21 protein-coding genes and 1 pseudogene are annotated in these 26,030 nt (G+C 74.3%); 15 read left to right on the top strand and 7 right to left on the bottom strand.

The features are described from left to right. Positions 1–5: 5 nt before the first annotated feature. Together ACZ6Y7_RS22010 and ACZ6Y7_RS22005 are read right to left on the bottom strand one after the other, a co-directional pair. On the bottom strand, positions 6–1,148 hold the full coding sequence (locus ACZ6Y7_RS22010) for an acyl-CoA dehydrogenase family protein (RefSeq protein ID WP_465759592.1): 1,143 nt from the start codon (positions 1,146–1,148) through the stop codon (positions 6–8). A gap of 251 nt (positions 1,149–1,399) precedes the next feature. Beyond that, positions 1,400–2,566, bottom strand: a pseudogene (locus ACZ6Y7_RS22005) (CaiB/BaiF CoA transferase family protein); the annotation flags it as partial. Positions 2,567–2,782: 216 nt separating this feature from the next. Between ACZ6Y7_RS22005 and ACZ6Y7_RS22000 the strand changes: the two are divergent. The 6 genes from ACZ6Y7_RS22000 to ACZ6Y7_RS21975 all read left to right on the top strand — a co-directional run bounded on the left by ACZ6Y7_RS22000 (position 2,783) and on the right by ACZ6Y7_RS21975 (position 9,580). Next, positions 2,783–3,319, top strand: a complete 537-nt coding sequence (locus ACZ6Y7_RS22000) for a GNAT family N-acetyltransferase (RefSeq protein ID WP_465759591.1) — start codon at positions 2,783–2,785, stop codon at positions 3,317–3,319. Between the two features lie 232 nt (positions 3,320–3,551). Continuing rightward, positions 3,552–4,535, top strand: a complete 984-nt coding sequence (locus ACZ6Y7_RS21995) for a hypothetical protein (RefSeq protein ID WP_465759590.1) — start codon at positions 3,552–3,554, stop codon at positions 4,533–4,535. After that, entirely contained in the window at positions 4,532–5,803 is a 1,272-nt protein-coding gene (locus ACZ6Y7_RS21990) for a sensor histidine kinase (protein ID WP_465759589.1), read from the top strand. Before ACZ6Y7_RS21995 ends, ACZ6Y7_RS21990 begins: the two co-directional genes overlap by 4 nt. Before the next feature lie 125 nt (positions 5,804–5,928). After that, positions 5,929–6,579 (top strand): response regulator, encoded by a 651-nt coding sequence (locus ACZ6Y7_RS21985; protein ID WP_465759680.1) that lies wholly within the window; start codon positions 5,929–5,931, stop codon positions 6,577–6,579. A 249-nt stretch (positions 6,580–6,828) separates the two neighbouring features. Beyond that, on the top strand, positions 6,829–7,479 hold the full coding sequence (locus ACZ6Y7_RS21980) for a Pr6Pr family membrane protein (RefSeq protein WP_465759588.1): 651 nt from the start codon (positions 6,829–6,831) through the stop codon (positions 7,477–7,479). Positions 7,480–7,969: 490 nt separating this feature from the next. Next, on the top strand, positions 7,970–9,580 hold the full coding sequence (locus tag ACZ6Y7_RS21975; RefSeq protein WP_465759587.1) for a S41 family peptidase: 1,611 nt from the start codon (positions 7,970–7,972) through the stop codon (positions 9,578–9,580). Between the two features lie 48 nt (positions 9,581–9,628). Here ACZ6Y7_RS21975 and ACZ6Y7_RS21970 read toward each other — a convergent pair whose 3' ends face one another. Then, positions 9,629–11,239: an ABC-F family ATP-binding cassette domain-containing protein gene (locus ACZ6Y7_RS21970; protein WP_465759586.1), complete on the bottom strand. Its 1,611-nt coding sequence runs from the start codon at positions 11,237–11,239 to the stop codon at positions 9,629–9,631. 563 nt (positions 11,240–11,802) lie between these two features. Here ACZ6Y7_RS21970 and ACZ6Y7_RS21965 point away from each other — a divergent pair. From ACZ6Y7_RS21965 to ACZ6Y7_RS21950, 4 genes are all read left to right on the top strand, one after another. Next, a complete protein-coding gene (locus ACZ6Y7_RS21965) occupies positions 11,803–13,020 on the top strand; it encodes a trypsin-like serine peptidase (RefSeq protein ID WP_465759585.1) in 1,218 nt (405 codons plus the stop codon). 104 nt (positions 13,021–13,124) lie between these two features. Next, a complete protein-coding gene (locus ACZ6Y7_RS21960) occupies positions 13,125–14,762 on the top strand; it encodes an ABC-F family ATP-binding cassette domain-containing protein (protein WP_465759584.1) in 1,638 nt (545 codons plus the stop codon). A 90-nt stretch (positions 14,763–14,852) separates the two neighbouring features. Further along, positions 14,853–15,551: a nitroreductase family protein gene (locus ACZ6Y7_RS21955; RefSeq protein WP_465759583.1), complete on the top strand. Its 699-nt coding sequence runs from the start codon at positions 14,853–14,855 to the stop codon at positions 15,549–15,551. Positions 15,552–15,904: 353 nt separating this feature from the next. Continuing rightward, the gene (locus ACZ6Y7_RS21950; protein ID WP_465759582.1) at positions 15,905–16,528 is read left to right on the top strand and encodes a GNAT family N-acetyltransferase; all 624 of its coding nucleotides are present in this window, start codon (positions 15,905–15,907) and stop codon (positions 16,526–16,528) included. A gap of 150 nt (positions 16,529–16,678) precedes the next feature. On the opposite strand, the gene ACZ6Y7_RS21945 is transcribed toward ACZ6Y7_RS21950, so the two are convergent. After that, positions 16,679–17,632: an aldo/keto reductase gene (locus ACZ6Y7_RS21945; protein ID WP_465759581.1), complete on the bottom strand. Its 954-nt coding sequence runs from the start codon at positions 17,630–17,632 to the stop codon at positions 16,679–16,681. Positions 17,633–17,910: 278 nt separating this feature from the next. Beyond that, positions 17,911–18,552, bottom strand: coding sequence for a GDSL-type esterase/lipase family protein (locus tag ACZ6Y7_RS21940; protein WP_465759580.1), 642 nt, complete (start codon positions 18,550–18,552; stop codon positions 17,911–17,913). 279 nt (positions 18,553–18,831) lie between these two features. On the opposite strand from ACZ6Y7_RS21940, the gene ACZ6Y7_RS21935 reads away from it, so the two are divergent. The 4 genes from ACZ6Y7_RS21935 (at position 18,832) to ACZ6Y7_RS21920 (ending at position 23,284) form a co-directional block, all read left to right on the top strand. Further along, the gene (locus ACZ6Y7_RS21935) at positions 18,832–19,431 is read left to right on the top strand and encodes a choice-of-anchor C family protein (protein WP_465759579.1); all 600 of its coding nucleotides are present in this window, start codon (positions 18,832–18,834) and stop codon (positions 19,429–19,431) included. Positions 19,432–19,656: 225 nt separating this feature from the next. Then, entirely contained in the window at positions 19,657–21,195 is a 1,539-nt protein-coding gene (locus tag ACZ6Y7_RS21930) for a carbohydrate binding domain-containing protein (protein WP_465759578.1), read from the top strand. Positions 21,196–21,355: 160 nt separating this feature from the next. Further along, the gene (locus ACZ6Y7_RS21925) at positions 21,356–21,505 is read left to right on the top strand and encodes a hypothetical protein (protein ID WP_465759577.1); all 150 of its coding nucleotides are present in this window, start codon (positions 21,356–21,358) and stop codon (positions 21,503–21,505) included. A 375-nt stretch (positions 21,506–21,880) separates the two neighbouring features. After that, complete coding sequence (locus ACZ6Y7_RS21920) at positions 21,881–23,284, top strand: SDR family oxidoreductase (RefSeq protein ID WP_465759576.1); 1,404 nt, start codon at positions 21,881–21,883, stop codon at positions 23,282–23,284. Positions 23,285–23,288: 4 nt separating this feature from the next. Here the strand turns inward: ACZ6Y7_RS21920 and ACZ6Y7_RS21915 are convergent, their stop codons facing one another. Beyond that, on the bottom strand, positions 23,289–23,630 hold the full coding sequence (locus ACZ6Y7_RS21915; protein ID WP_465759575.1) for a hypothetical protein: 342 nt from the start codon (positions 23,628–23,630) through the stop codon (positions 23,289–23,291). Between the two features lie 203 nt (positions 23,631–23,833). Beyond that, positions 23,834–24,580, bottom strand: coding sequence for an SDR family oxidoreductase (locus ACZ6Y7_RS21910; protein ID WP_465759574.1), 747 nt, complete (start codon positions 24,578–24,580; stop codon positions 23,834–23,836). A 121-nt stretch (positions 24,581–24,701) separates the two neighbouring features. Between ACZ6Y7_RS21910 and ACZ6Y7_RS21905 the strand changes: the two genes are divergently transcribed. Beyond that, positions 24,702–25,334, top strand: a complete 633-nt coding sequence (locus tag ACZ6Y7_RS21905; protein ID WP_465759573.1) for a TetR/AcrR family transcriptional regulator — start codon at positions 24,702–24,704, stop codon at positions 25,332–25,334. The last annotated feature ends 696 nt before the right edge of the window (positions 25,335–26,030 follow it).

Below are 26,030 nucleotides of genomic sequence, written 5' to 3'. Positions count from 1 at the left end.
GCGGGTCAGCCGAGGATGGAGCGGCCCACGATCTCCTTCATGATCTCCGTGGTGCCGCCGTAGATCGTCTGGATGCGGCCGTCGGTGAACGCCCGGGCGACCGGGAACTCGCTCATGTACCCGTAGCCGCCGTGCAGTTGGAGGCACCGGTCGGCGGTGCGCTTCTGCAGTTCGGTGGCCCACCACTTGGCCATCGAGGCGTCGGCCGGGGTGAGCGCGTAGCGGTTGTGCTCGGTGATGCAGCGGTCGACGAAGGTCCGGGTGACGGCGCACTCGGTAGCCAGTTCGGCGATCTCGAAGCGGACGTGCTGCAGCTTGGCGAGCGGTCGGCCGAAGGCCTCGCGCTGCTTGACGTAGTCGGTGGTGATCTCGACCAGGTACTCGGCGCCGGCGATCGCCGAGGCCGCGATGGTGAGCCGCTCCTGGGCGAGGTTCTGCATCAGGTGGACGAAACCGCCGTTGAGTTCGCCGATCAGGTTCCGCTTCGGCACCCGGACGTCCTCGAAGAACAACTCGGCGGTGTCCTGGGCCTTCTGGCCGATCTTGTCGAGGTTGCGGCCGCGCTCGAAGCCGGGCGTGCCGCGCTCGACGGCCAGCAGGCTCAGGCCGTGCGCGCCGCCCTCGGGGGTGGTGCGGGCGACCACGATGACGAGGTCGGCGAGGATGCCGTTGGAGATGAAGGTCTTGGCGCCGTTGAGCAGGAAGTGGTCGCCCCGGTCGACCGCCTGGGTGCGGATGCCCTGCAGGTCGGAGCCGGTACCGGGCTCGGTCATCGCGATCGCGGTGATCAGCTCGCCGGAGCAGAAGCCGGGCAGCCAGCGGCGCTTCTGCTCCTCGGTGGTGAGCGAGGTCAGGTAGGGGCCGATGATGTCGTTGTGCAGGCCGATCGCCAGGCCGGAGGCACCCGCCCGGGCGAACTCCTCGGCCAGCACGGCGGCGTAGCGGAAGTCGGGGGTGCCGCCACCGCCGAACTCCTCGGGCACGGCGATGCCGAGCAGGCCCTGCCGGCCGGCCGCGAGCCAGGCGGAACGGTCGACGATGCCGGCCTGCTCCCAGCGGTCGTAGTGCGGCAGCACCTCCTTGGCGAGGAAGGCCTTCACGGTGGCCCGGAAGTCGTCGTGCTGCTCGGTGAAGATCTCGCGCTGCAACGCTACTCTCCTTGCTCGGCTGCGGGTTGCCCGGCCACGGGCTGCTCGGTGGCGGACGGTTCGGCTGCGGACGGTTCGGCGGCGGACGGCCGGGTGGCGGACGGTTCGGCAGCGGACGGTTCGGCGGCGGACGGCCGGGTGGCGGACGGTTCGGCAGCGGACGGCCCGCCGGCGGACGGCCCGGTCGCGGCAGGGCACTCGTTCACGGACGACCCGACCCCGGACGACCCCGCGGCAGGGCACCCGGCCCCGGACGGCCCGGTCGCGGCATCGGGAGACGACCCGTCGCCCGCCGCATCGAGGGACGGCACCGCCCAGTCCCGGGCGACCTCGGCGGTGTCCGCGCCCGGCCGGGCCGGGGGGCGGCGCAGTGCGCCGGGGGTGGCGGAGAAGCGGGGAGCGGGGGCGGGCTGGGTGACGCCGTCCACCTCGACGTAGGTGCCGCGCGCCACGAGGTGCCCGTCCGCAGCTGCCTGACGCATCGTCAGGACCGGTTCCACGCAGGCGTCGGAGCCCGCGAAGACGGCCTCCCACTCGGCCCTGGTCCGGGTGGCGAAGCGGGCGGCGATCAGGGCGCGCAGTTCGGGCCAGCGCGCGAGGTCGTGCTGGCCGGGTGCGTCCGGGCCGAGTTCCAGCAGCCGGGCGAACTCGGCGTAGAAGCGCGGCTCCAGCGCGCCGACGGCGAGGTGGCCGCCGTCGGCCGCCCGGTAGACGGCGTAGAAGGGGGCGCCGCCGTCCAGCAGGTTGACGCCCCGGCGGTCCTGCCAGTGCCCTGCCGCCAGGAGGCCCCAGAGCATGCTGCCGAGGTGGGCCGAGCCGTCCACGACGGCGGCGTCCACCACCTGGCCCGCGCCGGTGGCCCGGGCGTGGTGCAGGCCGGCGAGCAGGCCCACGACCAGGTAGAGCGATCCGCCCGCGTAGTCGCCGAGCAGGTTGGCGGGGATGCCGGGCGGTTCGTCGGCCCCGCCGGGCGTCGCCACCATCCCCAGCACCCCGGCCACCGCCGCGTACCCGAGGTCGTGCCCGGCGGTCGCGGCCCGGGGCCCGTGCTGCCCCCAGCCGGTCATCCGCCCGTAGACCAGCGCCGGGTTGCGCGCCAGGCACTCCTGCGGGCCGACTCCGAGCCGTTCCGCGACGCCGGGCCGGTAGCCCTCGATCAGCAGGTCGGCCCGTTCGACCAGGTCCAGCACCCGCCCGGGCCCCTCGGGCGACTTCAGGTCGACCAGCACCGAGCGCTTGTTGCGGTTGCTGAGGTCGTACGCCGGGTCCGTTCCCAGCGGTGACGGCTGCGGCCGGTCCACCCGCACCACGTCCGCGCCGAGGTCCCCCAGCAGCATCGCCGCGAACGGCCCCGGCCCGATCCCGGCGAGCTCCACCACCCGCACGCCGGCCAACGGGCCCCGGGCGCCCTCGCCCACCGGACTGCTTGTGTCACGCACTGGCCGCAGAACCCTTCGGGGTTTGACAGTAAAGCTGTAACACTCGGGATGATAGGCAAGCGACCCGCCGGTAACAAGACCTCCGCACCGGTCCGGGCCGCCCCGGTCCGACCGTGGAAAACGACCGGACGCCCGTGGGCGTAATGGCCTATCCTGCGGAGCACCTATGACAGAGGAACTCCCGGGGGAAGCGCCATGACCACCACCGACCGGACCGCCGCCCGCACGGTCGTCGCCGTCTCCGAGCGGCTGGTGCTCACCCGGCCCCAGGAGGGCGACGTGGAGGCCATGTTCGCCGTCCACGGGGATCCGGAGACCAACCGCCACAACCCGCAGGGGCCGCAGCGGGACCTCGCGGAGGCGCAGGAGGCGCTGGACGGCTTCGTGGCCGACTGGGTACGGGACGGCGTGGGGTACTGCGCCGTGTCGACGCGCGAGGAGCCGGAGACGATCATCGGGTACGCCGGGCTCTACCTGCACACCCTGGACGGGGAGCGGGTCTTCAACCTCTACTATCGGTTCCGGCCGTCCGCCTGGGGCAAGGGGTACGCGGCGGAGGCCGCCCGGGCCGCGATGGCGGAGGCCCGGCCGCGGTTCCCCGGGATCCCGGTGGTCGCCCTGATCCGTGCCGACAACCTGCCCTCCCGCCGGCTCGCGGAACGCCTCGGCCTGGTGGCGGACCCGGCCGGGCGGGTCGACGACGAGGACCGGCTGATCCACCGGATGCCCTGAGCCGGTCGTCCCCGTCCCCCGGGCCCCGGCCCCGGACTCGGACCCCCGGGATCCCGGACCGCCCGACCGGCCTCGCCCACCCGACCCGACCGGCCCGCCCGACCCGCCGCCCCACCCGACCCGACGGGGGCTTCCCGGCCGGAGGCCGCACGCCCGGAGATCCCCCGCCGGGGGGACCCGGATCGGTCGCCGGGCGGAATACCGGGCCCGCTCCGGACGCGACCGTGGAGGCATGAGACGCAAGGACGATGCGGTGCGGGTGGCGGCGGCCGGGGTCGCGATGGCCGCCACCCTTCCCTACCTGACGCTGAAACTGCTCTGGCTGGGCGGCTCCCACGTGGGCGCGAGCGACACGGAGGCGCTGGACGCCCTGTGGACGCTCAACCTCCTCACCTTCGGCATGGACGCGATCGCGCTGGCGCTCGCCCTCGCCTTCGCCCGGCCGTGGGGGTGGCGGGCGCCAGCCGGGCTGGTGGCGTTCCCGATGTGGGTCGCGACCGGGCTCCTCGGGACGGTCCTGGTGGCGGTCCCGGCGGACCTGATCGGTTCGCTGCTCCTCGGCCCGGAGCACCGCCCGCCCACGCAGCAGGCCGGTCAGGGGCTGGCGAGCTGGGTGTTCACGCTCGTCTACGGCGGCTTCGCGGTCCAGGGCATCGCCCTGATCACCGCCTTCCTGCTGTACGCCCGACGGCGCTGGGCGGGCCTGCTGCGCGCCCGGATCGGCGACCTGCCCGACTCCCCCACCCGCACCGTGCAGCGCGCCTTCGCCGCGATCGCCGCCCTGCTCGCCCTGGGGGCCGCGGCGGGGCGCGCGTACTGGGCGGCCGGCGGCACGGTGGGACTGCCGCTGCGCTGGGTCGACGAGCGCGGCCGGTCGATCACGGTCATGGACTCCGTGACGGCCGTCATGGCGGTGGCCGCCGCGGTGGCGGTGCTGCTCCTGGCCTTCCGCGCCGGTCCCCGGCGGCGGCTGCGGCTGCCGCTGGCGGTGGCCTGGCTCTGCGCCGGTTCGCTGTTCGGCTGGGGCGGCTACCAGTTGGTGGCGTTCGGGACCACGACCAGGGTGGCTGACCTGCCGAGCGCGGTGCCGGGGCTGATGGTCCTGGTGGAGGCCGGACAGTTCGTCGCCGGGCTGCTGGTGCTGGCCGCCGGGGCGATGGCGCTCACCGAATGGGGAGCCAGGCACCGCGCCGCTGACGTAGAGTCACCTGCGTGATCACGGGGGCGGACACGCGGCTGCGGCGTGCGACGGGGGCGCTGCTCGGGCGGCGGGCCCGCCTGCGCTGGGTGCACCTGGTGCTGGGCGGCGCGCTGCTGATGCCGTACTGGCTGCTGTCGGTGGTGCTGCTCGGAGCGCTCAACCCCGAGCAGGGGCACGGCAGGCAGGTGCTGCTGCAGTTCCTCTCGCTGTTCACCTCGCTGCCGATGGCGGCCGTCACCGCGCTGGTGCCGACGGTCCGGGGGCTGGAGGGCGCCGCCGCGCGGGCGCTGTGCTCGGTCGCGCGGCCGGAGGAGCTGGCCACCGGGCCCGCCCGCGCGTGGCCGGCCCGGTGGCGCACCGCGCTCTGGTTCACGCTGCACCTGTTCCTCGGCGGGGTGGTCGCCGGGATCACGCTGGCCGGGGTGCCGTTCGCGGTGGTGCTGATCTTCGGCTTCGGCGGGGGCCAGGACCTCGTCGGGTACTGGGAGAACCGTTTCCCCGGCTGGATGTTCACCGGCCCCACCCTGGGCGTCGCCCTTCTGCTGCTGCTCGCCCTGACCAACGCCGGCTCGGGCGCACTGCTCGTCCGCTGGGCGCCCGCCCTGCTCGGCCCGACCCCGGAGGAGCGGCTGGCCGCCGCCGAACGCCGGGCCACCGTGCTCGCCCAGCGCAACCGGCTGGCCCGCGAACTGCACGACTCGGTCGGGCACGCGCTCAGCGCGGTCGGCATCCAGGCCTCGGCCGCCGCCCGGGTGCTGCGCAGCGACCCGGGCTTCGCCGCCGAGGCGCTGCAGGCCATCGAAGAGACCGCGCGGGCCGCCGTCGCCGAACTGGACACCGTGCTCGGCCTGCTGCGCGAGGAGGACCCGGAGGGCACCGGACCGGCCGGGCCCACCCTCGCCGGGCTGGACGACCTGCTGCGCCAACTCGCCCGCACCGGCGTGACGGTGGACGCCCAGCTCGCCCCCGGCCTGACCGGCCTGCCCGCCCCGGTCTCCCGCGAGGCGTACCGGATCGTGCAGGAGGGCCTCACCAACGTGCTGCGGCACGCCGGCCCCGCCCCCGCCGGGCTGCGGGTCGCCCTGACCGGCGGACGACTGGAGATCGAACTGACCAACCCGCTGGGCCCCGCCCGTCCGAGCCGCCCCGGCGGCGGGCGCGGGCTGCGCGGGATCGGCGAACGCGCCACGGCCCTGCGCGGCGGCAGCGCGGCGGGGCCGAGCGAGGACGGAACGACGTGGCGGCTGGCCGTCTGGCTGCCGGTGGGAGGGACTGCACAGTGAACGAGGGAACCGGCACCAGCGGCGGGACGGACCAACGTGCGGACGGCGGGACGGACGGGCCCCCCGGCGGCGGGACGGACGGGCACGCGGACGGCGGGACGGTCGGGCACGCGGACGGCGTCCGGGTGGTGATCGCGGACGACGAACGGCTGGTCCGGACGGGCTTGCGGGTGGTGATCGACGCAGAACCGGACCTCACCGTGGTCGGCGAGGCGGCCGACGGCGCCGAGGTCGTCCCGCTGGTGCGCGAACTGCGGCCGGACGTGGTGCTGATGGACGTCCGGATGCCCGGCATCAACGGGATCCGGGCCACCGAACAGCTGGTCGCCGGGATGGCCGAGCCCCCGCGGATCCTGGTCGTCACCACCTTCGAGCACGACGACCACGTGTACGACGCGCTGCGCGCCGGGGCCGCCGGGTTCCTGCTGAAGCGGGCGCGCGCGGAGGAGATGGTGCAGGCGGTGCGCCTGGTCGCGCGCGGGGACTCGCTGCTCTTCCCGGCGGCCGTGCGCGACCTCGCGCTGCGCCACGGCGCGGACCGCCGCCGGGAGGCCGCCGTCGACCGGGGACCGATCGGCCGGCTGACCGAGCGGGAGGGGCAGGTGCTGCGGCTGATGGCCACCGGGCTCAACAACGGGGAGATCGCCGCCCGGCTGGTGGTCAGCCAGGAGACGGTGAAGACCCACGTCGGCAGCGTGCTCGCCAAACTCGGCGCGCGGGACCGCACCCAGGCGGTCATCGCCGCCTACGAGTCGGGCTTCGTCCTGCCGGGCTGATCCCCACCCGGGCCCCGAGACCGGCCCCACGAGAGGGCCGGCGAGACCGGACCGGCACCACCGGGCCCGCACCCCCCGGTCTGCGCGACCACCTCGGCCCCACCCGACCGGTCCCCATCGGGCGCGTCACCGGGCTCGTCCGAGGGTCTCGCACACGGGTTCCACCTCGCCGGTACCAGCGAGTAGAGTGCGATCTTCCCCTCAACCGCCCGATACCTCCCGTATCGCCTGGAACGAACTGGTGACCGCATGACAGTCCGGACCCGCCCCGCGCTGTGGTGGCGCATGGGGATCGTGCTCTCGGCGGGCCTCGGCCTGACCCTCGGGACGGCCTCGCTGGTGTACTTCACCGTGCAGAGCAACGTGATCGTGCTCGGCTACTTCATCGGAGCGGTGTACTGGATGCTCAAGCGGGGCACCGTGGACGCGCCCGCGCCCCGGCTGCGCGGCGCCGCCACCCTGTACATCCTGATCACCGGCCTGGTCTCGCACATCCTGCTGCAGCACGGCGCCAACCCGCTGCCCGGGCTGGTCAGCGGGCCGGACCGACTGGCGCACTGGTCGTCCTTCTTCCTGCACTACGTGACGCCGGTGATGGTGATCGTCGACTGGCTGGTGCTGAAGCCGCGCAACGCGGCGGCCTGGAAGGACATCCCGCTCTGGCTGGCCTTCCCGCTGGGCTACGCGGCGATCGTGCTCACCCGCAACGCGCTCTTCGACGACTTCCCCACGCCGTACCCGTACTTCTTCTTCGACCCGACCACCAAGGGCTACGGCTACGTCTGGGGCCAAATAGCCCAGCTGACCGTCGAGTTCGTGGTGCTCGCCGCCCTCGTCGTCGGCCTGGACCGGCTCGGCACGCTCGTCGCCGGCAAGCTGCGGCCCGCACCGCAGGCGTAGCGGGCCCGCAGCGCCCGGCCGCGGACGCAGCGGGGCCGTGGCGCCCGGCGCTCCGCGAGGTCGCGGGTCAGCCGGACCGATCTCGCGTGCTCCACGAAAGGCCGCCGCCGCTGCTCCGGCGCGCTCAGGTCGTGGACGTACGCCCGCGCGCTCGTGCCGTCCACGCGACGGCCCCGCGGATCGCGGCGAGCCCGCGCTCCGGGTGCTTTGCTCGGCGGTGGGCTCGGACATGGCGCCGACGGTGCCGCGGCGCCCGGCCACCGGCACCGGCACCGGCCGTCGGCGCCGGCACCGATGGTTTTCCACCCGTCGTCAAAACGCTTTGCTGTCGATCCTCCCGAGGAGCGTTCCGCGCGGCCGCCGGGTCAGCCCGCAGGAGGAAGGGGTGGCGGCGCGGCGGATGACGCCGGGGCGGCGAGGTCACCCGTAGCGTCGGGAGCGGTGGCGGAGCGGTTCCGCGGGGGAGACCGGGATTCGGCGGAGGCCGGAGATGACGGACGGACCGGAGAAGACGGGCAGGCCGAGGAAGGCGCGCGGGCTGGAGCCCGCCCACGAGCCGGCCGACGGGCCGCGCCGCACCCGCAGAGGCGGCCGGGCCGCAGCGGTGGCGGTGGCGCTCGCGACGGCGGCGGGCCTGGCGGCGCCGGGGGCGGCCGCGGCCCAGGGGGGCACGCCGGGGAACGCGCTGACGGGGGTCTGGCGGACGGAGGGCTACGGCCTGGTGATCGCGGTCGACGGCGGCCGGCTCGCCACCTACGACGTGACCGCGCACAGCTGCGTGCCCGCGTGGCTCACCGCGACCCAGGACGGCCCGCCGGGGCCGGACGGCACCACCCGCTACACCGTGGACCACGACGCCCTGACGCTCACCCCGAAGGGACGGAACCGCGCGGTCGAGCGCGAGGAGGGCGGGGTCGGCAGCAAGACCCTCGACCGCCTCGACGCCCTGCCGCCGCTGTGCACCCGGCCGGCGCCGAACGACCCGCTCGCGGTCTTCGACCGGTTCTGGGAGACCTTCGAGGAGAACTACCCCTTCTTCGCGGCCAAGGGCATCGACTGGCACGCCGTCCGGGAGGAGCAGCGGCGCGGGATCACCCCGGCGACGACCGTCGACGACCTGGAGAAGGTCTTCACCGCCATGCTCCGGCCGCTGGGCGACGCGCACACCGGGCTGGCCCGGATGGTCGGCGGGAAGCCCGACCCGGTCTTCGGCGGGCGGCGGCCCGGCACGACGACGTACACCGAGGAGTTGGCCGCACGGGCCCGGCAGGCCTCGGCCGCCCGACTCACCGACCCGGAGCAGCCCTTCGCCGACGGCCGGATCGGCGTGGGCCGGCTGCCCGACGGCATCGGCTACCTCCGGGTGAGCGGCTTCCAGAGGTACACCGACGGTGACTACCGCAGCCAGGTCGCGGAGCTGGACAAGTCCTTGGACGCCCTGTTCGCCGGCCCTGGCCGGCTCACCGGCCTGGTCGTCGACGTCCGGCTGAACCGCGGCGGTTCGGACGCGCTCGGCCTGCACATCGCCGCCCGGCTCACCGACCGCCCGTACCTCGCCTACCGGAAGGTGGCCCGGAACGACCCGGCCGATCCGACTCGCTTCACCCGGCCGCAGCCGATCACCGTGCAGCCCTCGGCCGGCGCGCACTACACCGGACCGGTGGCGGTGCTCACCTCCTCGATCTCCGCCAGCGCGGCGGAGACCTTCACCCAGGCCCTGATGGGCCGCTCCCCGCGCGTGACCCGGATCGGCGAGAACACCCAGGGCGTCTTCTCCGACGTGCTGGTCAAGACGCTCTCACCGGATCTGCTGGTCGCCCTGCCGAACGAGAAGTACCTCACCCGCGGCGGTGGCACCTTCGACGGGCCGGGCATCCCCCCGGACATCCGCACCCCGGTGTTCACCCCGGGCGAGCTGGCCGGGCTCAAGGACTCGGCCCTGAGCACGGCCCACCGGGTGCTCACCGAGGACGCCCAGGACACCCGGCACGACCGGGGCGACCAGCCCGACGAGCACGACCGGCACGACCGGCACGACCAAGGCGACCGGACCGACCGGACCGACCAAGGCGACCAAGGCGACCAAGGCGACCAGCAGTAGCGGCAGCCGGGGCTCCTCCCCCGGCCGCCACCGCCGGGGCCGCTCCCGCTACATCGGATCCACCGCCCTCAGCTCGCCGTCCAGCTCCAGCCACCTGGTCAGGCCCAGCCCGCGCAGGAACGGCAGGTCGTGGCTGGCCACGATCAGCGCGCCCCGGTACGCGGCCAGCGCCTGGGTGAGCTGGCGGACGCTGGCGAGGTCCAGGTTGTTGGTCGGCTCGTCGAGCAGCAGCAGCTGCGGCGGCGGGTCGGCCAGCAGCAGGGCGGCCAGCGTCGCGCGGAACCGCTCGCCGCCGGAGAGGGTGGCGGCGAGCTGGTCGGCCCGGGCGCCGCGGAACAGGAAGCGGGCGAGCCGCGCGCGGATCGCGTTCTCCCCGGCGGCGGGGGCGAACAGCTTGACGTTCTCCGCGACGGTGCGCTCGTCGTCCAGCAGGTCCAGCCGCTGCGGCAGGTGCCGCATCGCCACCGGGGTGGTGATCTCCCCCTCCAGCGGGGAGAGTTCACCCGCGATGGTGCGCAGCAGCGTGGACTTGCCGGCCCCGTTGCGCCCGACCAGGGCGATCCGCTCCGGGCCGCGCAGGTCGAGGTCGGCGGTGACGCCGTGCGGCAGCCGGACCCTCTCCAGGGTGAGCACGGTGCGCCCGGCCGGCACGGCGGTGCGGGGGAGGTCGATCCGGATCTCGGCGTCGTCGCGGACCGCCTCCTCGGCCGCGCTGAGCCGCGCCTTGGCCTCCTCCAGCCGCTCGGTGTGCATGCCCTGGAGCCGCCCGGCGGTCTCCTGGCCCTTGCGCTTGAGCATGCCGGCGAAGATGTGCGGGTCGTTGCGGGTGACCGAGCGCTTCTTGCCGTACGCGGCGCTGCGTTCCAGTCGGCTCCGCGCCTCGACCAGGTCCCGCTTCTGGCGCTGGACGTCGGCCTCGGCGTTGCGCAGCAGCCGCTCGGCCGTCTCCTGCTGGGCCGCGAGGGTGCGCTCGTACTCCGCGAAGTTGCCGCCGTACCAGGTGACCCCGCCGTCCCGGAGGTCGGCGATCTGGTCGACGTGCTGCAGCAGTTCGCGGTCGTGGCTGACGACCAGCAGCACGCCGTGCCAGCCGGCCACCGTCTCGTAGAGCCGCTCGCGGGCGGCCCGGTCGAGGTTGTTGGTGGGCTCGTCGAGCAGCAGGACGTCGGGGCGGGCCATCAGCAGGGCGGCCAGCCGCAGCAACACCGCCTCGCCGCCGGAGAGTTCGCCGGTGGTGCGGTCCAGGTCGAGGCGTCGCAGGCCGAGCCGGTCGAGCGTGGCGCGGGCGCGCTCCTCGACGTCCCAGTCGTCGCCGACGGCGTCGAAGTGCCGCTGGTCGGTGTCGCCCGACTCGATGGCGTGCAGGGCCTCACGGGCGGCCCGGACGCCGAGCGCCTCGTCCACCCGCAGGGTGGTGTCGAGCGTCAGGCCCTGGGGCAGGTAGCCGAGTTCGCCCTCGACCCGGACGGTGCCCGCGGTCGGGGTGAGTTCGCCGGCGATCAGCCGCAACAGCGTGGACTTGCCCGCGCCGTTGAGCCCGATCAGACCGGTGCGGCCCTGGCCGACCGCGAGCTGGAAGCCGTCCAGGACGGGCTTGCCGTCGGGCCACTCGAAGGCGAGATCGGTGCAGAGGACGGCGGTGGTGGTGGGTTGTGCCATGCAGGACTCCCGGGATGGTTGCCGAAGGGGTGAGGAGCAACACGGGGAGACACCGCGGGTGCGGGACCGGTGAGGACGGCCGGAGGGAACCGAAGGGGTGGCGTCACGGAGAGGATCGCCACGGGGCCGTGACCGAGGTCGCACACACGCGCACCACGCGGCAACTGGGCCTGCGCGGCGGGGCGGTGTCCGGGACCTCAGTAGAGCAACGGCCTTCTCCTTGTCTGGCTGACGACACCGACCACGCTAGGGACCCCGCGGAACGCGTGCAACCGGTTTTCCGGGGATCCGCTCCGCCCTCCTCACTCCGCCCACGGCGCAGGCCCCGCCTCGCCCCGGCTCAGACCCGGTCCCCCGCTCCGGCGGAGCCCGGCTCCCCGCCCCCGACGGAGGCCCCGTGCCGATCCCGTGCCGATCCGGTGACAGCCTCGTCCCGGTCGGGGGCGGATGTAAGGACTTCCTTATCCACGTGGCAGACTCCTCACCTGCCATACCTGCGGCCGAGCGGGCCGCACCCGAGGGACGGGCCGTATGGCGGTAGTCACACAGGGGGATTTGAACTCATGTCATCGATATCCCGGCCGAGCCGTGCCGTCCTGGGCGCCTCCGTCGCCGCGCTGACCATGGTGGTCGCCACCGCGTGCGGACCGGACAACAGCGACCCGGTCGTGGCGCAGAGCACGGCCCCCACGGTCGCGGCCAGCGCCTCCGGCAAGCCGGGCGCGGCGCCGATCAAGCTTCCGACGCTCGAGGAGCTGAAGGGCTGGAAGGCCGAGGACTGGGACAAGTGGGCCCAGGCGAACGTCATCACCCCGGCGGTCAAGGGCTACTGGACCCTGCAGAAGCTGCTGAACGCCAAGCCGAAGCCGCTGCCGCAGGCGCCGGCCCAGGACCCGACGCAGGCGCCCGCCCAGCCGACGGCGCAGCCGACCAGCGCCGCCCCGGCCCAGCCCACCGCCGCGCAGCCGCCGGCCGGCCCGGACCAGATGCCCTCCGTGGTCCCGGCGAAGCCCGTCGCGCACCCGTTCCCGAAGACCATGCACGTCAACGGCAAGATCTTCTTCAAGGACGGCAACGAGGACTACGTGTGCTCCGGCACCGTCGTCTCCGACCCGGCCAACCCGGGCAAGAGCAACCTGGTGTGGACCGCCAGCCACTGCCTGCACGGCGGCAAGGGCAACACGTACTACACCGACATCACCTTCGCCCCGGCCTTCAACAGCAACGGCGTGCTGAGCAACGGCAACAAGCAGAAGTCCAAGCTGGAGGACGCCGAACCGTACGGCGAGTGGGGCGCGACCGCCGGCATGGTCTCCCCGCAGTGGACCGGCGAGGCCGACCCGGAGCACGGCGGCCCGTGGAGCCAGTACGACTTCGGCATCATCAAGGTCGCCAACCCCGATCCGAACGGCAAGTCGCTGGAGGAGACCGTCGGCGGCTCGGTGCCGCTGTGGTTCAACGCCCCGCGCGACCAGCTCGCCTCCGTCGCCAACTACGGCTTCCCGGAGGGCAAGCCCTTCGACGGCGTCGAGCTGGAGCACTGCGACGGCGGCAAGCCGGCCAAGAAGACCGGCGACCCGAGCCGCCCGGCCATGCTGGTGATCGGCTGCAACATGACCGGCGGCAGCAGCGGCGGCGGCTGGTTCGCGACGAAGGACGGCAAGCCGGCCCTGGTCAGCGACACCTCCATCGGCAACGGCGCGAACACCTACGAGGCCGGTCCTTACCTGGAGGACGTGGCCCAGCACATGTTCGAGTACTTCTCGAAGAAGGCCAAGTGATCCACGGGGGATGATCCCCACCGCCCCGGGGGCCGCGGCTGCGACGGCCGCGGCCCCCGGGCTTTTCCGGTGTCGGCCCCGGTCCTCCTACAATCGGCCCCATCATGAGCGCGACACTCGTAGTCAAGGACCTCAGCGCCGGCCACGGCGAACGCACCCTCTTCTCCGGCCTGGACCTGGTGGTCGCCCCCGGCGACGTGATCGGCCTGGTCGGCGTGAACGGCGCCGGGAAGTCGACCCTGCTGCGGCTGCTGGCGGGCCTGGACACCCCCGAGGGCGGCTCGCTGCGGCTGAGCCCGGCCAGTGCCAACGTCGGCCACCTGCCGCAGGAGCCGGAGCGCCGCGAGGGCGAGTCGGTGCGCGCCTTCCTGGCCCGCCGCACCGGCGTGGCGGCCGCCCAGGCCGCGCTGGACGAGGCCACCGAGGGCCTGGTCGAGGGCCGGGCGGGCGCCGACGACGCGTACGCGGCGAGCCTGGACCGGTGGCTCGACCTCGGCGGCGCCGACCTGGAGGAACGGGCCGAGGAGGTCGCCGCCTCGCTCGGGCTGAAGGTCTCGCTCGACCTGCCGATGACCGCGCTCTCCGGCGGCCAGGCCGCCCGGGCCGGCCTCGCCTCGCTGCTGCTCTCCCGCTACGACGTCTTCCTGCTCGACGAGCCCACCAACGACCTCGACCTGGACGGCCTGGAGCGGCTGGAGTCCTTCGTCAAGGGCCTGCGCGCCGGCACCGTGCTGATCAGCCACGACCGCGAGTTCCTGGCCCGCACCGTGACCAAGGTGCTGGAGCTGGACCTGCACCAGCAGCAGGTCAACCTGTACGGCGGCGGCTACGAGGCGTACCTGGAGGAGCGGGCGGTGGCCCGTCGGCACGCCCGCGAGGAGTACGAGGAGTACGCCGACACCAAGGCCGGGCTGGAGGCCCGCGCCCGGATGCAGCGCGGCTGGATGGAGCACGGGGTGCGCAACGCCCGCCGCAAGTCCTCCGACAACGACAAGATCGGCCGCGCGATGCGCGCCGAGTCCACCGAGAAGCAGGCCTCCAAGGCCCGCCAGACCCAGCGGATGATCGAGCGGCTGGAGGTGGTCGAGGAGCCGCGCAAGGAGTGGGAGCTGCGGATGGAGATCGCCACCGCGCCGCGCTCCGGCTCGGTGGTCGCCACCCTGAACGGCGCCACCGCCCGCCGCGGCGACTTCGCGTTCGGGCCGGTGGACCTGCAGATCGACTGGGCCGACCGGGTCGCGATCACCGGCTCCAACGGCGCGGGCAAGTCCACGCTGCTGGCGGCCCTGCTCGGCCGGCTCGAACTCGACGGCGGCAGCGCCTCCCTGGGCTCCGGCGTGGTGGTCGGCGAGGTCGACCAGGCGCGCGGGCTGTTCCTCGGCGGGGAGCCGCTGGCGGAGGCCTTCGCCGCCGCCGTACCGGAGCTCTCGCCGGAGGACGTGCGCACCCTGCTGGCCAAGTTCGGCCTCAAGGCCGTGCACGTGCTGCGCCCGGCCGGGACCCTCTCCCCCGGCGAGCGCACCCGGGCCGCGCTGGCGCTGCTGCAGGCCCGCGGGGTGAACCTGCTGGTCCTGGACGAGCCCACCAACCACCTGGACCTGCCCGCGATCGAGCAGTTGGAGTCCGCGCTCGGCTCGTACACCGGCACCCTGCTGCTGGTCACCCACGACCGGCGGATGCTGGACACCGTCTCGGTGAACCGGCGGATCGAGGTCCGGGACGGGCGGGTGCACGAGCTGTAGGCGGAGCAGCGGGACGCGCGAGGGCCGACCGGCTTCGGGATTGGTCTCTACCTCTTCCCGAAGTCGGCGTCATGTGCTGTGCTGTCGGCCATGGTTGACGACACGGCTGTTGACAGCACGAACGGTGCCGCGACGGGGACGTCCCATCCGACCGTCCCGCTCGCCCCGATGACGGTCCCGGCCCACGAGGCCGAGGCCCGCAGCAGGTCCTTCCACGACGTGATGGCCCGGCGCCGGACCGTCCGCGACTACTCGACGCGCCCGATCCCGGAGGGGGTGGTCGAGTGGGCGGTCCGGACGGCGAGCACCGCCCCCAGCGGCGCCCACGTCCAACCCTGGCGGTTCGTGGTGATCACCGACCCGGAGCGCAAGCGGCGGCTGCGCGAGGCCGCCGAGGCCGAGGAGCGCGAGTTCTACGGCCACCGGGCGTCCGACGAGTGGCTGGCCGCGCTGGCGCCGATCGGCACCGACTGGCGCAAGCCGTTCCTGGAGGACGCGCCGGCCGTGATCGTGGTCTTCGAGGTGCACAAGGGGCCGCACTCGCCGCGCCCGTACTACACCAAGGAGTCGGTGGGGATCGCCGTGGGGCTGCTGCTCGCCTCGCTGCACCAGGCCGGGCTGGCCACCCTGACCCACACGCCGAGCCCGATGAAGTTCCTCAACGAGGTCTGCGACCGGCCGGCCGAGGAGCGGGCCGCGTACGTGATCCCGGTCGGCTACCCGGCCGAGGGGGCGCGCGTGCCCGACCTGCGGCGCAAGGAGCTCGACGAGGTGATGGTCCGGCTCTGACGCGCCGCCCCCGTGCGCGGGCGCCGACGGCGGCGGTCCCGCACGCCCGCCGTCCGGGCGTGCGGGAGCGGACCGGATGGTGACAGGTCCCGGCCAAGGACATAATCGCCGTCATGAGCCACGCACAGCCACGCTCCTGTGAACCCGCCCCGGTCGGACGGGAACCCGCTCCCGCACGGGCACGGACGGCCGAGCGGGAGCGCGCGGGCGAGCGGGAGCGCGCGGTCGGGCGGGAGCGCACGGGCGCGCCGGCACCGGACGCCGGGGCCGCGCAGGACGGCGGCCCCGGATCCGGGCCCCGACCGGGACCGGGACCGGCACAGGACGCCGGGGCCGCGCAGGACACAGCGGCCGTGCGGCCGGCGGTGGAGGCGACCCCCGGGCGGCCGCCCGAACTGCTGCGGCTGCCCGGCGGCCTCTGGCTGCGCCGCCGCCGCAGCACCCACACGGTGGCGCTGAACCGGGCCGTCCGCGCCAACCTGGACCACCTGCGGCCCTGGATGGAATGGGCCGCCGAGGCCCCCACCCGGGCGCAGACCGCGGAGCTGACCCGGGCCGGCTCCGCCGCCTGGGAGGCGGGCACCGACTTCATGTACCTGGCCGGCCTGGACACCGAACCCGGCGGCGTGATCGGCGCTTTCGGCCTGCACGGCCGGCTCGGGCCGGGCGCGCTGGAGATCGGCTACTGGGTCGCGGCCGGGCACGTCGGCCGGGGCATCGCCACCGCCGCGGCCGGGGCGCTGACCGAGGCCGCGCTGGCCCTGCCCGGGATCACCCGGGTGGAGATCCGCTGCGACCGGGCGAACGCCGCCAGTGCCGCCGTCCCGCGCAAGCTCGGCTACCGGCTGGACCGGGTCACCGCCGTCGCCGTCCGGGCTCCGGGCGAGACCGGACGGCAGCTGGTGTGGGTCCGGGACCGGCCGGCGCCCCGGGCTCCGTCGGGCCCCGACCGGTCCGCGACGCCGACGGGTCGGTGACTCCGGCCGGTCCGCAGCGCCGACGGGTCGGTGGTCCCACCGGTCCGCAACGGCGACCGCTCGGTGACGCCCGTCGGTCCCCAGCACCGACCGGTCGGTGACGCCGGCCGGTCCGCAAGGACCACCGGCCCGCACCGCCGGCGCCGAGCGTCAGTACCGTCCGCCGGTCGGCGCCGGCAGCGCGTCCAGCTCGGCGAGGTCGGCCGCCGAGAGCGCGACCCCGGCCGCCCCCACGTTGTCCACCAGGTAGCGCGGCGTCCTGGTGCCCGGGATCGGGAAGACGTACCGGCCCTGCGCCAGCACCCAGGCCAGCGCCACCTGCGCGGGCGTGGCACCGATCCGCTCGGCGACCTCCCGGACCTTCCCGACCAGCGCCAGGTTCGCCTTCAGCGCGTCCTGCTGGAAGCGCGGCAGCCGGCGGCGGAAGTCGTCGGCGGGCAGCTCGTCGAAGGAGGAGATGCTCCCGGTCAGGAAGCCCCGGCCGAGCGGCGAGAACGGCAGCAGCGCGATGCCCTGCTCCTCGGTGTACGGCAGGACCTCGGCCAGCGCGTCCCGGGTCCACAGCGAGAGCTCGTTCTGCACCGAGGCCACCGGGTGCACCGACTGCGCCCGCTTGATCTCCTCGACGGTCACCTCGGAGAGGCCGATGTGGCGGACCTTGCCGGCCGCGACGAGCTCGGCGAACGCACCCCAGGTCTCCTCGATCGGGACCTCCGGGTCGACCCGGTGCAGCTGGTAGAGGTCGACGTGGTCGGTGCCCAGGCGGCGCAGGCTCTCGTCGATCGAGCGGCGCACGTGCTCGGGCCGCCCGTTGCGCTCCTGCTGACCCCCGCCGCCCGGGACGATGCCCACCTGGGTGGCCAGGAAGGCGCGCTCCCGGTGGGGGCCGGCCAGCGCGGCGCCGACGACCTCCTCGTTGGTGTAGGGCCCGTACATGTCGGCGGTGTCGATCAGCCCGACACCGAGGTCCAGCGCCTGCCGGATCACCCGGACGGAGTTCTCGTCGTCGCGGTTCTGCACGTCGTAGGCCCAGGTCATGCCCATGCAGCCGAGACCGATGACGCCGATCTCCGGGCCGTTGGTACCGAACGGGGCGTTGCGCATGACGGTGCTCCCATCGTGGTTCGTTCCGCGGACCGCTTCGCGGTTCCGGGGGTGCTGCGTGATCAACGCGTTCAGCTTTCACCTTGGAGTGCACTCAAGGTCAAGTCCCATCCGCGGCTTACCGTGCCGCCGCTTTCCGGACTGCCGCTCCCCCGTCCGCCGCCGCCTTGCGGACTGCCGACTTCCGGACTGCCGCTCCCCCGTCCGCCGCTGTCGGCTCCGCCGCCTTCCGGACTGCCGCTCCCCCGTCCGCCGCTGCCGGCTCCGCCGCCTTCCGATCACCCCCGCTCGGTGCCGACCCACTCTCGGAACCCGCCCGCCAGGACCAGGTCGGCCAGCCGCCCGTACCCGGCCGCGCCCGGGTGGGCGCCGTCCCCGGCCGCCGCCTCGGCCGTCCAGACCGGATCGGCCGCCAGCGCCTCGGTGACGTCGACGAAGGGGACCCCGAACGCCGCGCACGTCTCCGCCATCGCGGGCACCAGCTCGCGCAGCCGCTCCCGGTGGACGGCCCCTCCGTAGACCACCGGTGGCGGGCCCACCACCAGGGCCCCGAGGCCCAGTTCGCGGGCCCCGCCGAGCAGGGCGGCGAGGTTGGCGAGGGTGTCCTCGCGGGCCACGCGCGGTGCGCCGCCCGCTCCCGGGGCGCCGTCCGCCGGCATCGCGTCGTTGGCGCCGACGGAGAGCACCAGCCGGTTGTCCGCGCCGGAGAGGGTCCGCGCCTCGACTTCGCCGCGCCAGCGCTGCCGCACCTGTGCCGAGGTGTCACGGCGGACACCGAGGTTGAAGGCGGTGGCGGCCGGGGCGGCGGCCTGCAGCACCCGGCCGACCCAGCCGCGGAACTCCGGGTCGCCGAGGCCCTGGGTGAAGGAGTCGCCGAGGAAGCAGATCCGGGGGCCGTCGAAGCTGGCTTGTATGGTCATCGGCCCACCGTAGGGGTGCGAGCAGGGCGCGCGCTTCCGGTTTCACCACCGGGCCACCGGACCCCGACCGTCGACCCGCCATGGTTCGTCCCCGGATCTTTCGCCCGGCCACAGCAGGTGATCGATCGTCAAACCGGCGCGTGGGGAACTGCTCAGGGCCCGTTCGCACCACCGGGCGCCGCACGCCCGGTCTTGGCAGGGCCCGCCGCGACCGTCGACGCTCTGTGCACAGCCGATCATCGGCTCATCGCCTCGCACAACCCCATCGGGGAGGACCCCATGCAGCTCTCGCGCCTCCGCGCCGCCACCGTCGCCGCCCTGCTCGCGGCCGCCACCGTCGCCCTCGCCGCCCCGGCCCAGGCCGCCGGCGGACACCGCGCGCTCAGCCGCTTCGACGACGGCAGCTTCGAGACGCCCAAGGCCCCGGCGAACGCCTTCATGGAACTGAGCGCCGGTCAGACCATCGGCCCGTGGCAGGTCACCGCCGGCACCGTCGACCTGATCGGCGCCGGCTTCTGGCAGGCCGCCGAGGGCGACCAGTCGGTGGACCTCAACGGCGGCGGCGCCGGCACCATCGCCCAGACCTTCACCACCGTGCCCGGCACCACCTACTCGGTGACGTACGCGCTGGCCGCCAACCCGGCGGGCGGGCCCGCCGTGAAGACCGGCCGGGCGCTGATCGACGGCCAGGACTTCCAGGACTTCTCCTTCGACTCCACCGGCAGGACCAGGCCCGCGATGGGGTACGTCGGGCGGCAGTTCAGCTTCGTCGCGCAGAACTCCTCCACCACGCTGACCTTCTCCAGCACCGTGGCCGGGGCGTACGGGCCGGTGATCGACAACGTGCAGGTCAAGGAGTGCAAGCCGTGCTGCGGCTGACCGGCCGGAACCCGCGCCGCCACCGCGCCGGCCATCTGCCTTAACGCTCCCTCAAACCTGCCTCCGGCGACGTGCCGGGTGCCGGGAAGTGCTTGACGTGCACAGCTGGTCTAGTCCAGTTTGATGCTCAGCACCGCGCTCCCCCGCACCGGACCCCCAGGCCGCCGCCCGCCCCGTGTCTCCCCCTCGCGGGCCGGGCGGCCCCACGTCCCGAGAGGCACCCCCATGCCCAGCGCGCCCCAGCACACGCCCCAGCACACCCCCACAGACCGCCGCCCCGCCCGCCGGACCACCCTGCTCAGCCTCGCCGCCGCCACCGCGCTCGCCGCCGGCGGCCTGGCCGCCCTCGCCGGGAACGCCGGGGCCGCCGGGACAGCCGACGGCAACCTGCTCGCCAACGCCGGCCTGGAGAGCGGCACCCTCGGCCCCTGGAGCTGTTCCGCCGGCACCGGCAGCGTCGTCGACTCCGGCGCGCACAGCGGGACGTACGCCCTGAAGGGCGCGGTGGGCACCAGCGACACCGCGCAGTGCGGCCAGACCGTCAGTGTCCGGCCCGACACCACGTACCGCCTCAGCGCCTGGGTGCAGGGCCAGTACGTCTACCTGGGCGCCACCGGCAGCGGTGTCACCGACCCGGCCACCTGGACCCCGGGCGGCGCCGGCTGGCAGCAGCTCTCCACCAGCTTCACCACCGGCCCGGCCACCACCAGCGTCACCGTCTACCTGCACGGCTGGTACGGGCAGGGCGGCTACCTGGCCGACGACATCGCCCTCACCGGGCCCGGCGGCACCCCGACCACCCCGACCGGCACGCCCACCGCCACCCCGACCGGCACGCCGACGGGCACGCCCACGGGCGGGCCGACGACTCCGCCGCCGAACGCCGCGCTCCCGGTCGCCCCGTACATCGACATGGGCGCCTGGCCCACCCCGTCCATGCCCGACATGGCCAGGGCCGGCAACCTCAAGGGCTACACGATGGGCTTCGTCACCGGCGTCGGCTGCAAGGCCAGCTGGTTCAACGCCTACGACCCGCGCACCGGGTGGGCCAAGGACCAGGTCGACGCGCTGCGCGCGGCCGGCGGGGACGTCAAGGTCTCCTTCGGCGGTGCCAGCGGCACCGAACTCGCCGCCGCCTGCACCTCCGTGGACTCGCTGTTCACCGAGTACGACGCCGTGGTGAAGGCCTACGGCCTGCGCTACGTCGACTTCGACGTCGAGGGCGCGGCGATCGCCGACACCGCCGCCAACGACCGCCGCTCCGCCGCGCTCGCGAGGCTGCAGCAGGCCCACCCCGGCCTCAAGGTCTCCTTCACCCTGCCGGTCCTGCCCGAGGGCCTGACCGCCGAGGGCGTCGCCCTCGTCAAGTCGGCCCGGGACGCGGGGGTGAGCACCGACCTCGTCAACATCATGGCGATGGACTACTACCGCAGCGGGACGGACTACGGCAACGCCGCCGTCCAGGCCGCCCAGTCGCTCTTCGGCCAGCTCAAGGCGCTCTACCCGGCGAAGACCGACGCCCAGCTGTGGTCCATGGTCGGCGTCACCCCGATGATCGGCGAGAACGACGACCACCAGGTCTACAACCAGGCAGCCGCCCAGCAGTTGGTGGCCTTCGCCCAGCAGAACCACCTCGGCCTGCTCGCCTTCTGGGACGCCACCCGGGACGCCAACGCCTGCACCGGCGGCTCGCTGTCCAAGTGCACCAACATCCCGCAGCAGCCGTACGAGTTCGCCAAGATCTTCGGGCGGTACGCGGGCTGAACCGCAGCGCTTCCGGGGTGCCGACGGGCCAGGGGGCCGTCGGCACCCACGCGTCGAGGTGTCCGAAAGCCCGCGCCGCACCGGCCGTTCGCCCAGGGGCCGTCCAGCATGCGGTGACGTTGACGACACCGTCGGTCACCGTCTCGTGCCGGGAGCCCCCGTGCACCACCGGCTGCTCCGCGCCGCCCTCGCTTCCGCCGCCGCGCCCGGCCTCGCTGCGGCCACCGCCCCCGCCCCCGCCGTCCACGCCGTCCACGCCGCCCCCACCGGCCCCACCGGCCCCGCGGACTGCCCCAAGGGCCACCTCTGACTCCTCGAAGGCCCGCACCAGACCGGCCGCGTCCTGCTCGACGAGGACGCCCACGTCACGTCGGACGGCTTCGACCTGCGCGAGCCGGACGACATCGAGCCGCCGATCCACCTGCTGCCCGCCGTCAATCCGCTCCCCGACGACTTCGCCTGCATCGTCCGCCTGAACGACGATCCGGACCTCGGCGGGGACGAACTCGCGCTCACCGGCTTCGGCGAGCACGAACTCGACGGCCGCCGGGTCGGCTCCCTCACCTCCGACTGCGGCTGACCGCCTGGCTGGCCGCCCGGCTGACCAGCCGGGGGAAATTGACATCTCATCGCCCCGGACCGTCGGCTACTGTCCCTCCCACCTGTACGGCACGAGGGGGCGGACATGACGGTCCGGGACGACCACGACCACCTGATCACCATCCATCCGACGAGCGACACCGCGTGCGCCGACGGCCTCAGCGCGGCCGAACTCGACGCCTTCAGCCGCACCCTCGGCCGGCTGCGCGCGCTCCCCCCGCACGACCACACCCGCCTGCACGCCGAGCGGCAGCTCGCCTCCTTCGTCATGGAGAGCCGCAAGCGCCGCCGCCAGGAGTCGCGGCAGGCCCTTCGCGACCGCGACGCCGACCTCCTCGCCACCACCGCGACCGGCGCCCGGAACCGCCGCGAGGACGCCCCGCTCGACCCGGCGGGTGGGCCCGTGGGCGAGCTGCTGGTCCCCCGCAGGTGCTACGTCTGCAAACAGGCGTACCGCCAGGTCGACGGCTTCTACCACATGCTCTGCCCGGACTGCTCTGCCGACAACACCGCGCGCCGGAGCCTGCGCACCGACCTGCGCGGACGCCGCGCGCTGCTCACCGGCGGGCGGGTCAAGATCGGCTTCCAGCTCGCGCTGATGATGCTGCGCGACGGTGCCGAGCTGATCGTCACCAGCCGCTTCCCGCAGGACACCGTCCGCCGCTTCCGCGCCGCCGAGGGCAGCGCGCAGTGGTGGGAGCGGCTCACCGTGGTCGGCATCGACCTCCGCGACCCGCGCCAAGTCCTCGGCCTGACGGAGCAGTTGCGCGCGGACGGACGTCCGCTCGACATCCTCGTCAACAACGCCGCGCAGACGCTCCGCCGCCCGCCCGAGTCGTACGCGCTGCTGGCCGCCGGCGAGCGGGACGTCCTGCCCGCCGCCGACCGGCGGGCGATCGAGCACGCCCCCGGGTTCCGACCGCTCACCGGGCAGGCGCAACTCCCCCCGGGCGTGGGCAACCTGCTCGACCTGACCGACGAGGCCGGGCTGCTGCCCGACCTCGCCCCCGCCAACTCCTGGTCCGCCACGCTCGGTTCGCTCGACCCGGCCGAGATCCTGGAGACCCAGCTGGTCAACGCCCTCGCCCCGGCGCTGCTCTGCGACCGGCTGCTGCCGCTCCTCCTGGCCTCCCCGCACCCCGCCCGGTACATCGTCAACGTGACGGCGGTCGAGGGCCGGTTCGCCGTCCGCAACAAGACCTCCCGGCACCCGCACACCAACATGGCGAAGGCCGCGCTCAACATGCTCACCCGCACCAGCGCGGCCGAACTCGTCCCGCAGGGCGTGCACATGTGCGCCGTCGACACCGGCTGGATCACCGACGAGAACCCGGCGCCCAAGAAGGCCCGGATCGCCGCCCGCGGCTTCCGCACCCCGCTGGACATCGTCGACGGCGCGGCCCGCGTCTACGACCCGATCGTCCGGGGCGAGGCCGGGCACCCGGTGTCCGGAGTGTTCCTCAAGGACTACCGGGTGGCGGAGTGGTGACGGCTCACGTGTCGTAGCAGCCGCACCAGGGGGCGTGGAAGCCCAGGCCGTCGGGGTGGAGCTCGGCGGTGAAGCGGTAGTCCTCCTCGCCCTCCTCCACCTCGACATCCTCCACCTCGACGTCCTCCACCTCATCACCCCCCACCTCGACGTCCTCCTCCACGACGAGCCCGAACAGCTCGCCGTCGACCCGGACCTCGAACGGCGCGATCGCGATGTCCCCGTACTCGCGACCGGGCAGGGCGCCGAGCCACTCCTCCAGCACCCGGCGGGCCTCGGCGCCCGTGCCGGCGGCCTCGATGCTCGATGCGAGGTGCCGCCCGTCGGCGTCGAAGCGGTGCAGCACGGCATAACACCCCGGCCGGCCGGCCCCGTCACGGAGGCGAAGACCTGACCGCCCTGCCAGCGGCCGATGGTGCGGGTGCGCCCTTCCGGTTCACGCCGGATCGGGATCAGCTCGGGAACGTTCACGGTCGAACCGCAGCCGCAGCCCGTGACAACGGCCCGGCCGGGGGCACGGTGCGCCCCCTGGCCGGGCCGTACGGACGCTCAGCGCCCGGTGGGCAGGTTGGCCCCGCCGGTGCAGTCGAAGACGACGCCCGTCACGAAGGTGTTGGCCGCGAGCATGTGGATCGCGCGGGCGACGTCCTCGGCGCGACCGACCCGGCCCACCGGGGTCGTGGCGGCCAGTCCCTCGAAGAGCGCGGCGCGCTGCTCGGCCGGGACGCGGTCCCACCACGGGGTGTCGATGACGCCGGGCGACACGGCGTTGACCCGCAGCGGGGCCAGCTCGACGGCCAGCGGCGGGACCATCGCCTCCAGCGCGCCGTTGATCGCGGCCAGCCCGGCGGTGCCCGGGATCGCGGCGCGGGCGGAGGCGGCGGTGACCAGGGTGACCGAACCGTCCGCGCGCAGGTGCGGCAGCGCCGCCTGCAGGACGCGGACCTGCGGCCAGAACTTGGCGTCGAAGCCGGTCGCGAGCTCGGCCAGGTCCAGCTGGGCGAACCGGCCGCCGCCCGCCGCGCCGCTGACCGCGACCACCAGGTGGTCCACGGTGGCCTCCTCCGCGAAGAAGGCCGTCACCGCGGCGGGATCGGCGGCGTCCAGCTGCCGGCCGGTGGTCTTGCCGCCGATCCGGGCGACGGCCGCGTCCAGTCGTTCGCGGTCGCGCCCGGTGACCACGACCTCGGCGCCGTCCGCCGCGAAGGCGGTGGCGGCCGCCTCGCCGATGCCCGAGCTGCCGCCCATCACGACGACGCGCTGTCCGGCGAAGAGGTCTGACGCAGTGCTGCTCATGGTGAGGCCTTTCAGCTTGTCGAGACTGCTGGTTCCGGCAATGATGTTTGTCGAGACTGATAGTCTTGTCAAGGGAAGGCCAAGGAACGCCGGGCGAACCGGGCAGGAGATGAGGGCGACCATGAACGAGACCGAACCCCGGCCGGGGCGGGAGAGCGAGCGGGCCACCCCGTCCACCCGCCCGCACACCGGACGCCGCCGCAACGAAGCCGCCCACCGGGCCATCCTCGACGCCGCCCTGCAACTCCTCGCCGACTCGGACGGCACCCCCGTCACCATCGACGCCATCGCCCGCACGGCCGGCGTCGGCAAGCAGACCGTCTACCGGTGGTGGCCCTCCAAGGGCGCCGTCCTCCTCGACGCCCTCACCGACCGCGCCGACCAGGACGTCCAAGGCCCCGACACCGGCAGCCTCCGCACCGACCTCCGCGCCTTCGTCACCACCACCTTCGACGCCGCCCAGCGGAGCACCACCGCCTCCGCGCTGCGCACTCTCGCCCGCGAAGCCGCCCGCGACCCCCACCTCGCCGACCTCATGCGGACCTTCACCGCCACCCGCCGCACCGCCCTGCGCGACCTCCTCGCCCGGGGCCTCGAACGCGGCGAACTGGCCGCGGACGCCGACCTCGACCTGATCGTCGACCAGGTCTACGGGGTGTTCTGGTACCGCTTCCTCCTCGGCCACGCCCCCCTCGACCCCACCACCGCAGAACGCCTCGCCGACACCCTCCTCGCCCCCAACACCCCCACCTGAGGCCCCTCCCACCGAGCCAGCCGGGACCGAATATGACGACCGGTCTACAGATTTCCGGTCGAGGGCAACCACGCCGCCGCGCGTCAGAAGTCGACCCACCCGACTTCTCACGCAACAGCCCACAAAACGCGGCCTGGCATAGGGAGGCCGGCTCCCGGACCCACCCGCCAACCAACCAACTGCCGCGCGAGAAGTCGACCAGCCCGACTTCTCGCGCGGCCGCGCACCCCGCCCCGCATCAACTATGACGACCGGTCTACAGAATCCATCGGGGCAGCAGCGAACCACCGGACACAGGAAGTCGGCCCAGCCGACTTCTCACGCGACGACACCGCAGCGCGCGCTGGACCACGAGGACCGGCCCACAGACCTACCCCCCGAAAACGTGCCGTGCACCAGAAGTCGACCAGCCCGACTTCTCGCGCGGCCGCGCACACCCCAACCCGCCTCAACTATGACGACCGGTCTACAGATTGGCCGGACAGGCGGAGCGCGGTACGCAGGAAGTCAGCCGGGCCGACTTCCTGAGCCGGCCGGGGGACGGGCAGCGGCGAATATGACGACCGGTCCACATATGTCCTCTGGCAGCAGGGCCGCGGGGGGGGGGGGGGGGGGGGGGGGGGGGGGGGGGGGGGGGGGGGGGGGGGGGGGGGGGGGGGGGGGGGGGGGGGGGGGGGGGTGGGGGGGGTTTGGTGT

It is taken from the genome of Kitasatospora sp. NPDC053308, from assembly GCF_055585785.1.
This window is presented reverse-complemented; position numbering and strand designations above follow the sequence as displayed.

Excerpts from the sequence above, each read along its gene's own strand:
- ACZ6Y7_RS21935 (WP_465759579.1), top strand. The coding sequence starts at position 18,832 with ATGCAGCTCTCGCGCCTCCGCGCCGCCACCGTCGCCGCCCTGCTCGCG.
- ACZ6Y7_RS21960 (WP_465759584.1), top strand. The coding sequence starts at position 13,125 with ATGAGCGCGACACTCGTAGTCAAGGACCTCAGCGCCGGCCACGGCGAA.
- ACZ6Y7_RS21975 (WP_465759587.1), top strand. The coding sequence starts at position 7,970 with ATGACGGACGGACCGGAGAAGACGGGCAGGCCGAGGAAGGCGCGCGGG.
- ACZ6Y7_RS21955 (WP_465759583.1), top strand. The coding sequence starts at position 14,853 with ATGGTTGACGACACGGCTGTTGACAGCACGAACGGTGCCGCGACGGGG.
- ACZ6Y7_RS21940 (WP_465759580.1), bottom strand. The coding sequence starts at position 18,552 with ATGACCATACAAGCCAGCTTCGACGGCCCCCGGATCTGCTTCCTCGGC.
- ACZ6Y7_RS21905 (WP_465759573.1), top strand. The coding sequence starts at position 24,702 with ATGAACGAGACCGAACCCCGGCCGGGGCGGGAGAGCGAGCGGGCCACC.
- ACZ6Y7_RS21970 (WP_465759586.1), bottom strand. The coding sequence starts at position 11,239 with ATGGCACAACCCACCACCACCGCCGTCCTCTGCACCGATCTCGCCTTC.
- ACZ6Y7_RS21945 (WP_465759581.1), bottom strand. The coding sequence starts at position 17,632 with ATGCGCAACGCCCCGTTCGGTACCAACGGCCCGGAGATCGGCGTCATC.
- ACZ6Y7_RS21920 (WP_465759576.1), top strand. The coding sequence starts at position 21,881 with ATGACGGTCCGGGACGACCACGACCACCTGATCACCATCCATCCGACG.
- ACZ6Y7_RS21965 (WP_465759585.1), top strand. The coding sequence starts at position 11,803 with ATGTCATCGATATCCCGGCCGAGCCGTGCCGTCCTGGGCGCCTCCGTC.
- ACZ6Y7_RS21995 (WP_465759590.1), top strand. The coding sequence starts at position 3,552 with ATGAGACGCAAGGACGATGCGGTGCGGGTGGCGGCGGCCGGGGTCGCG.
- ACZ6Y7_RS21910 (WP_465759574.1), bottom strand. The coding sequence starts at position 24,580 with ATGAGCAGCACTGCGTCAGACCTCTTCGCCGGACAGCGCGTCGTCGTG.
- ACZ6Y7_RS22000 (WP_465759591.1), top strand. The coding sequence starts at position 2,783 with ATGACCACCACCGACCGGACCGCCGCCCGCACGGTCGTCGCCGTCTCC.
- ACZ6Y7_RS21930 (WP_465759578.1), top strand. The coding sequence starts at position 19,657 with ATGCCCAGCGCGCCCCAGCACACGCCCCAGCACACCCCCACAGACCGC.
- ACZ6Y7_RS21980 (WP_465759588.1), top strand. The coding sequence starts at position 6,829 with ATGACAGTCCGGACCCGCCCCGCGCTGTGGTGGCGCATGGGGATCGTG.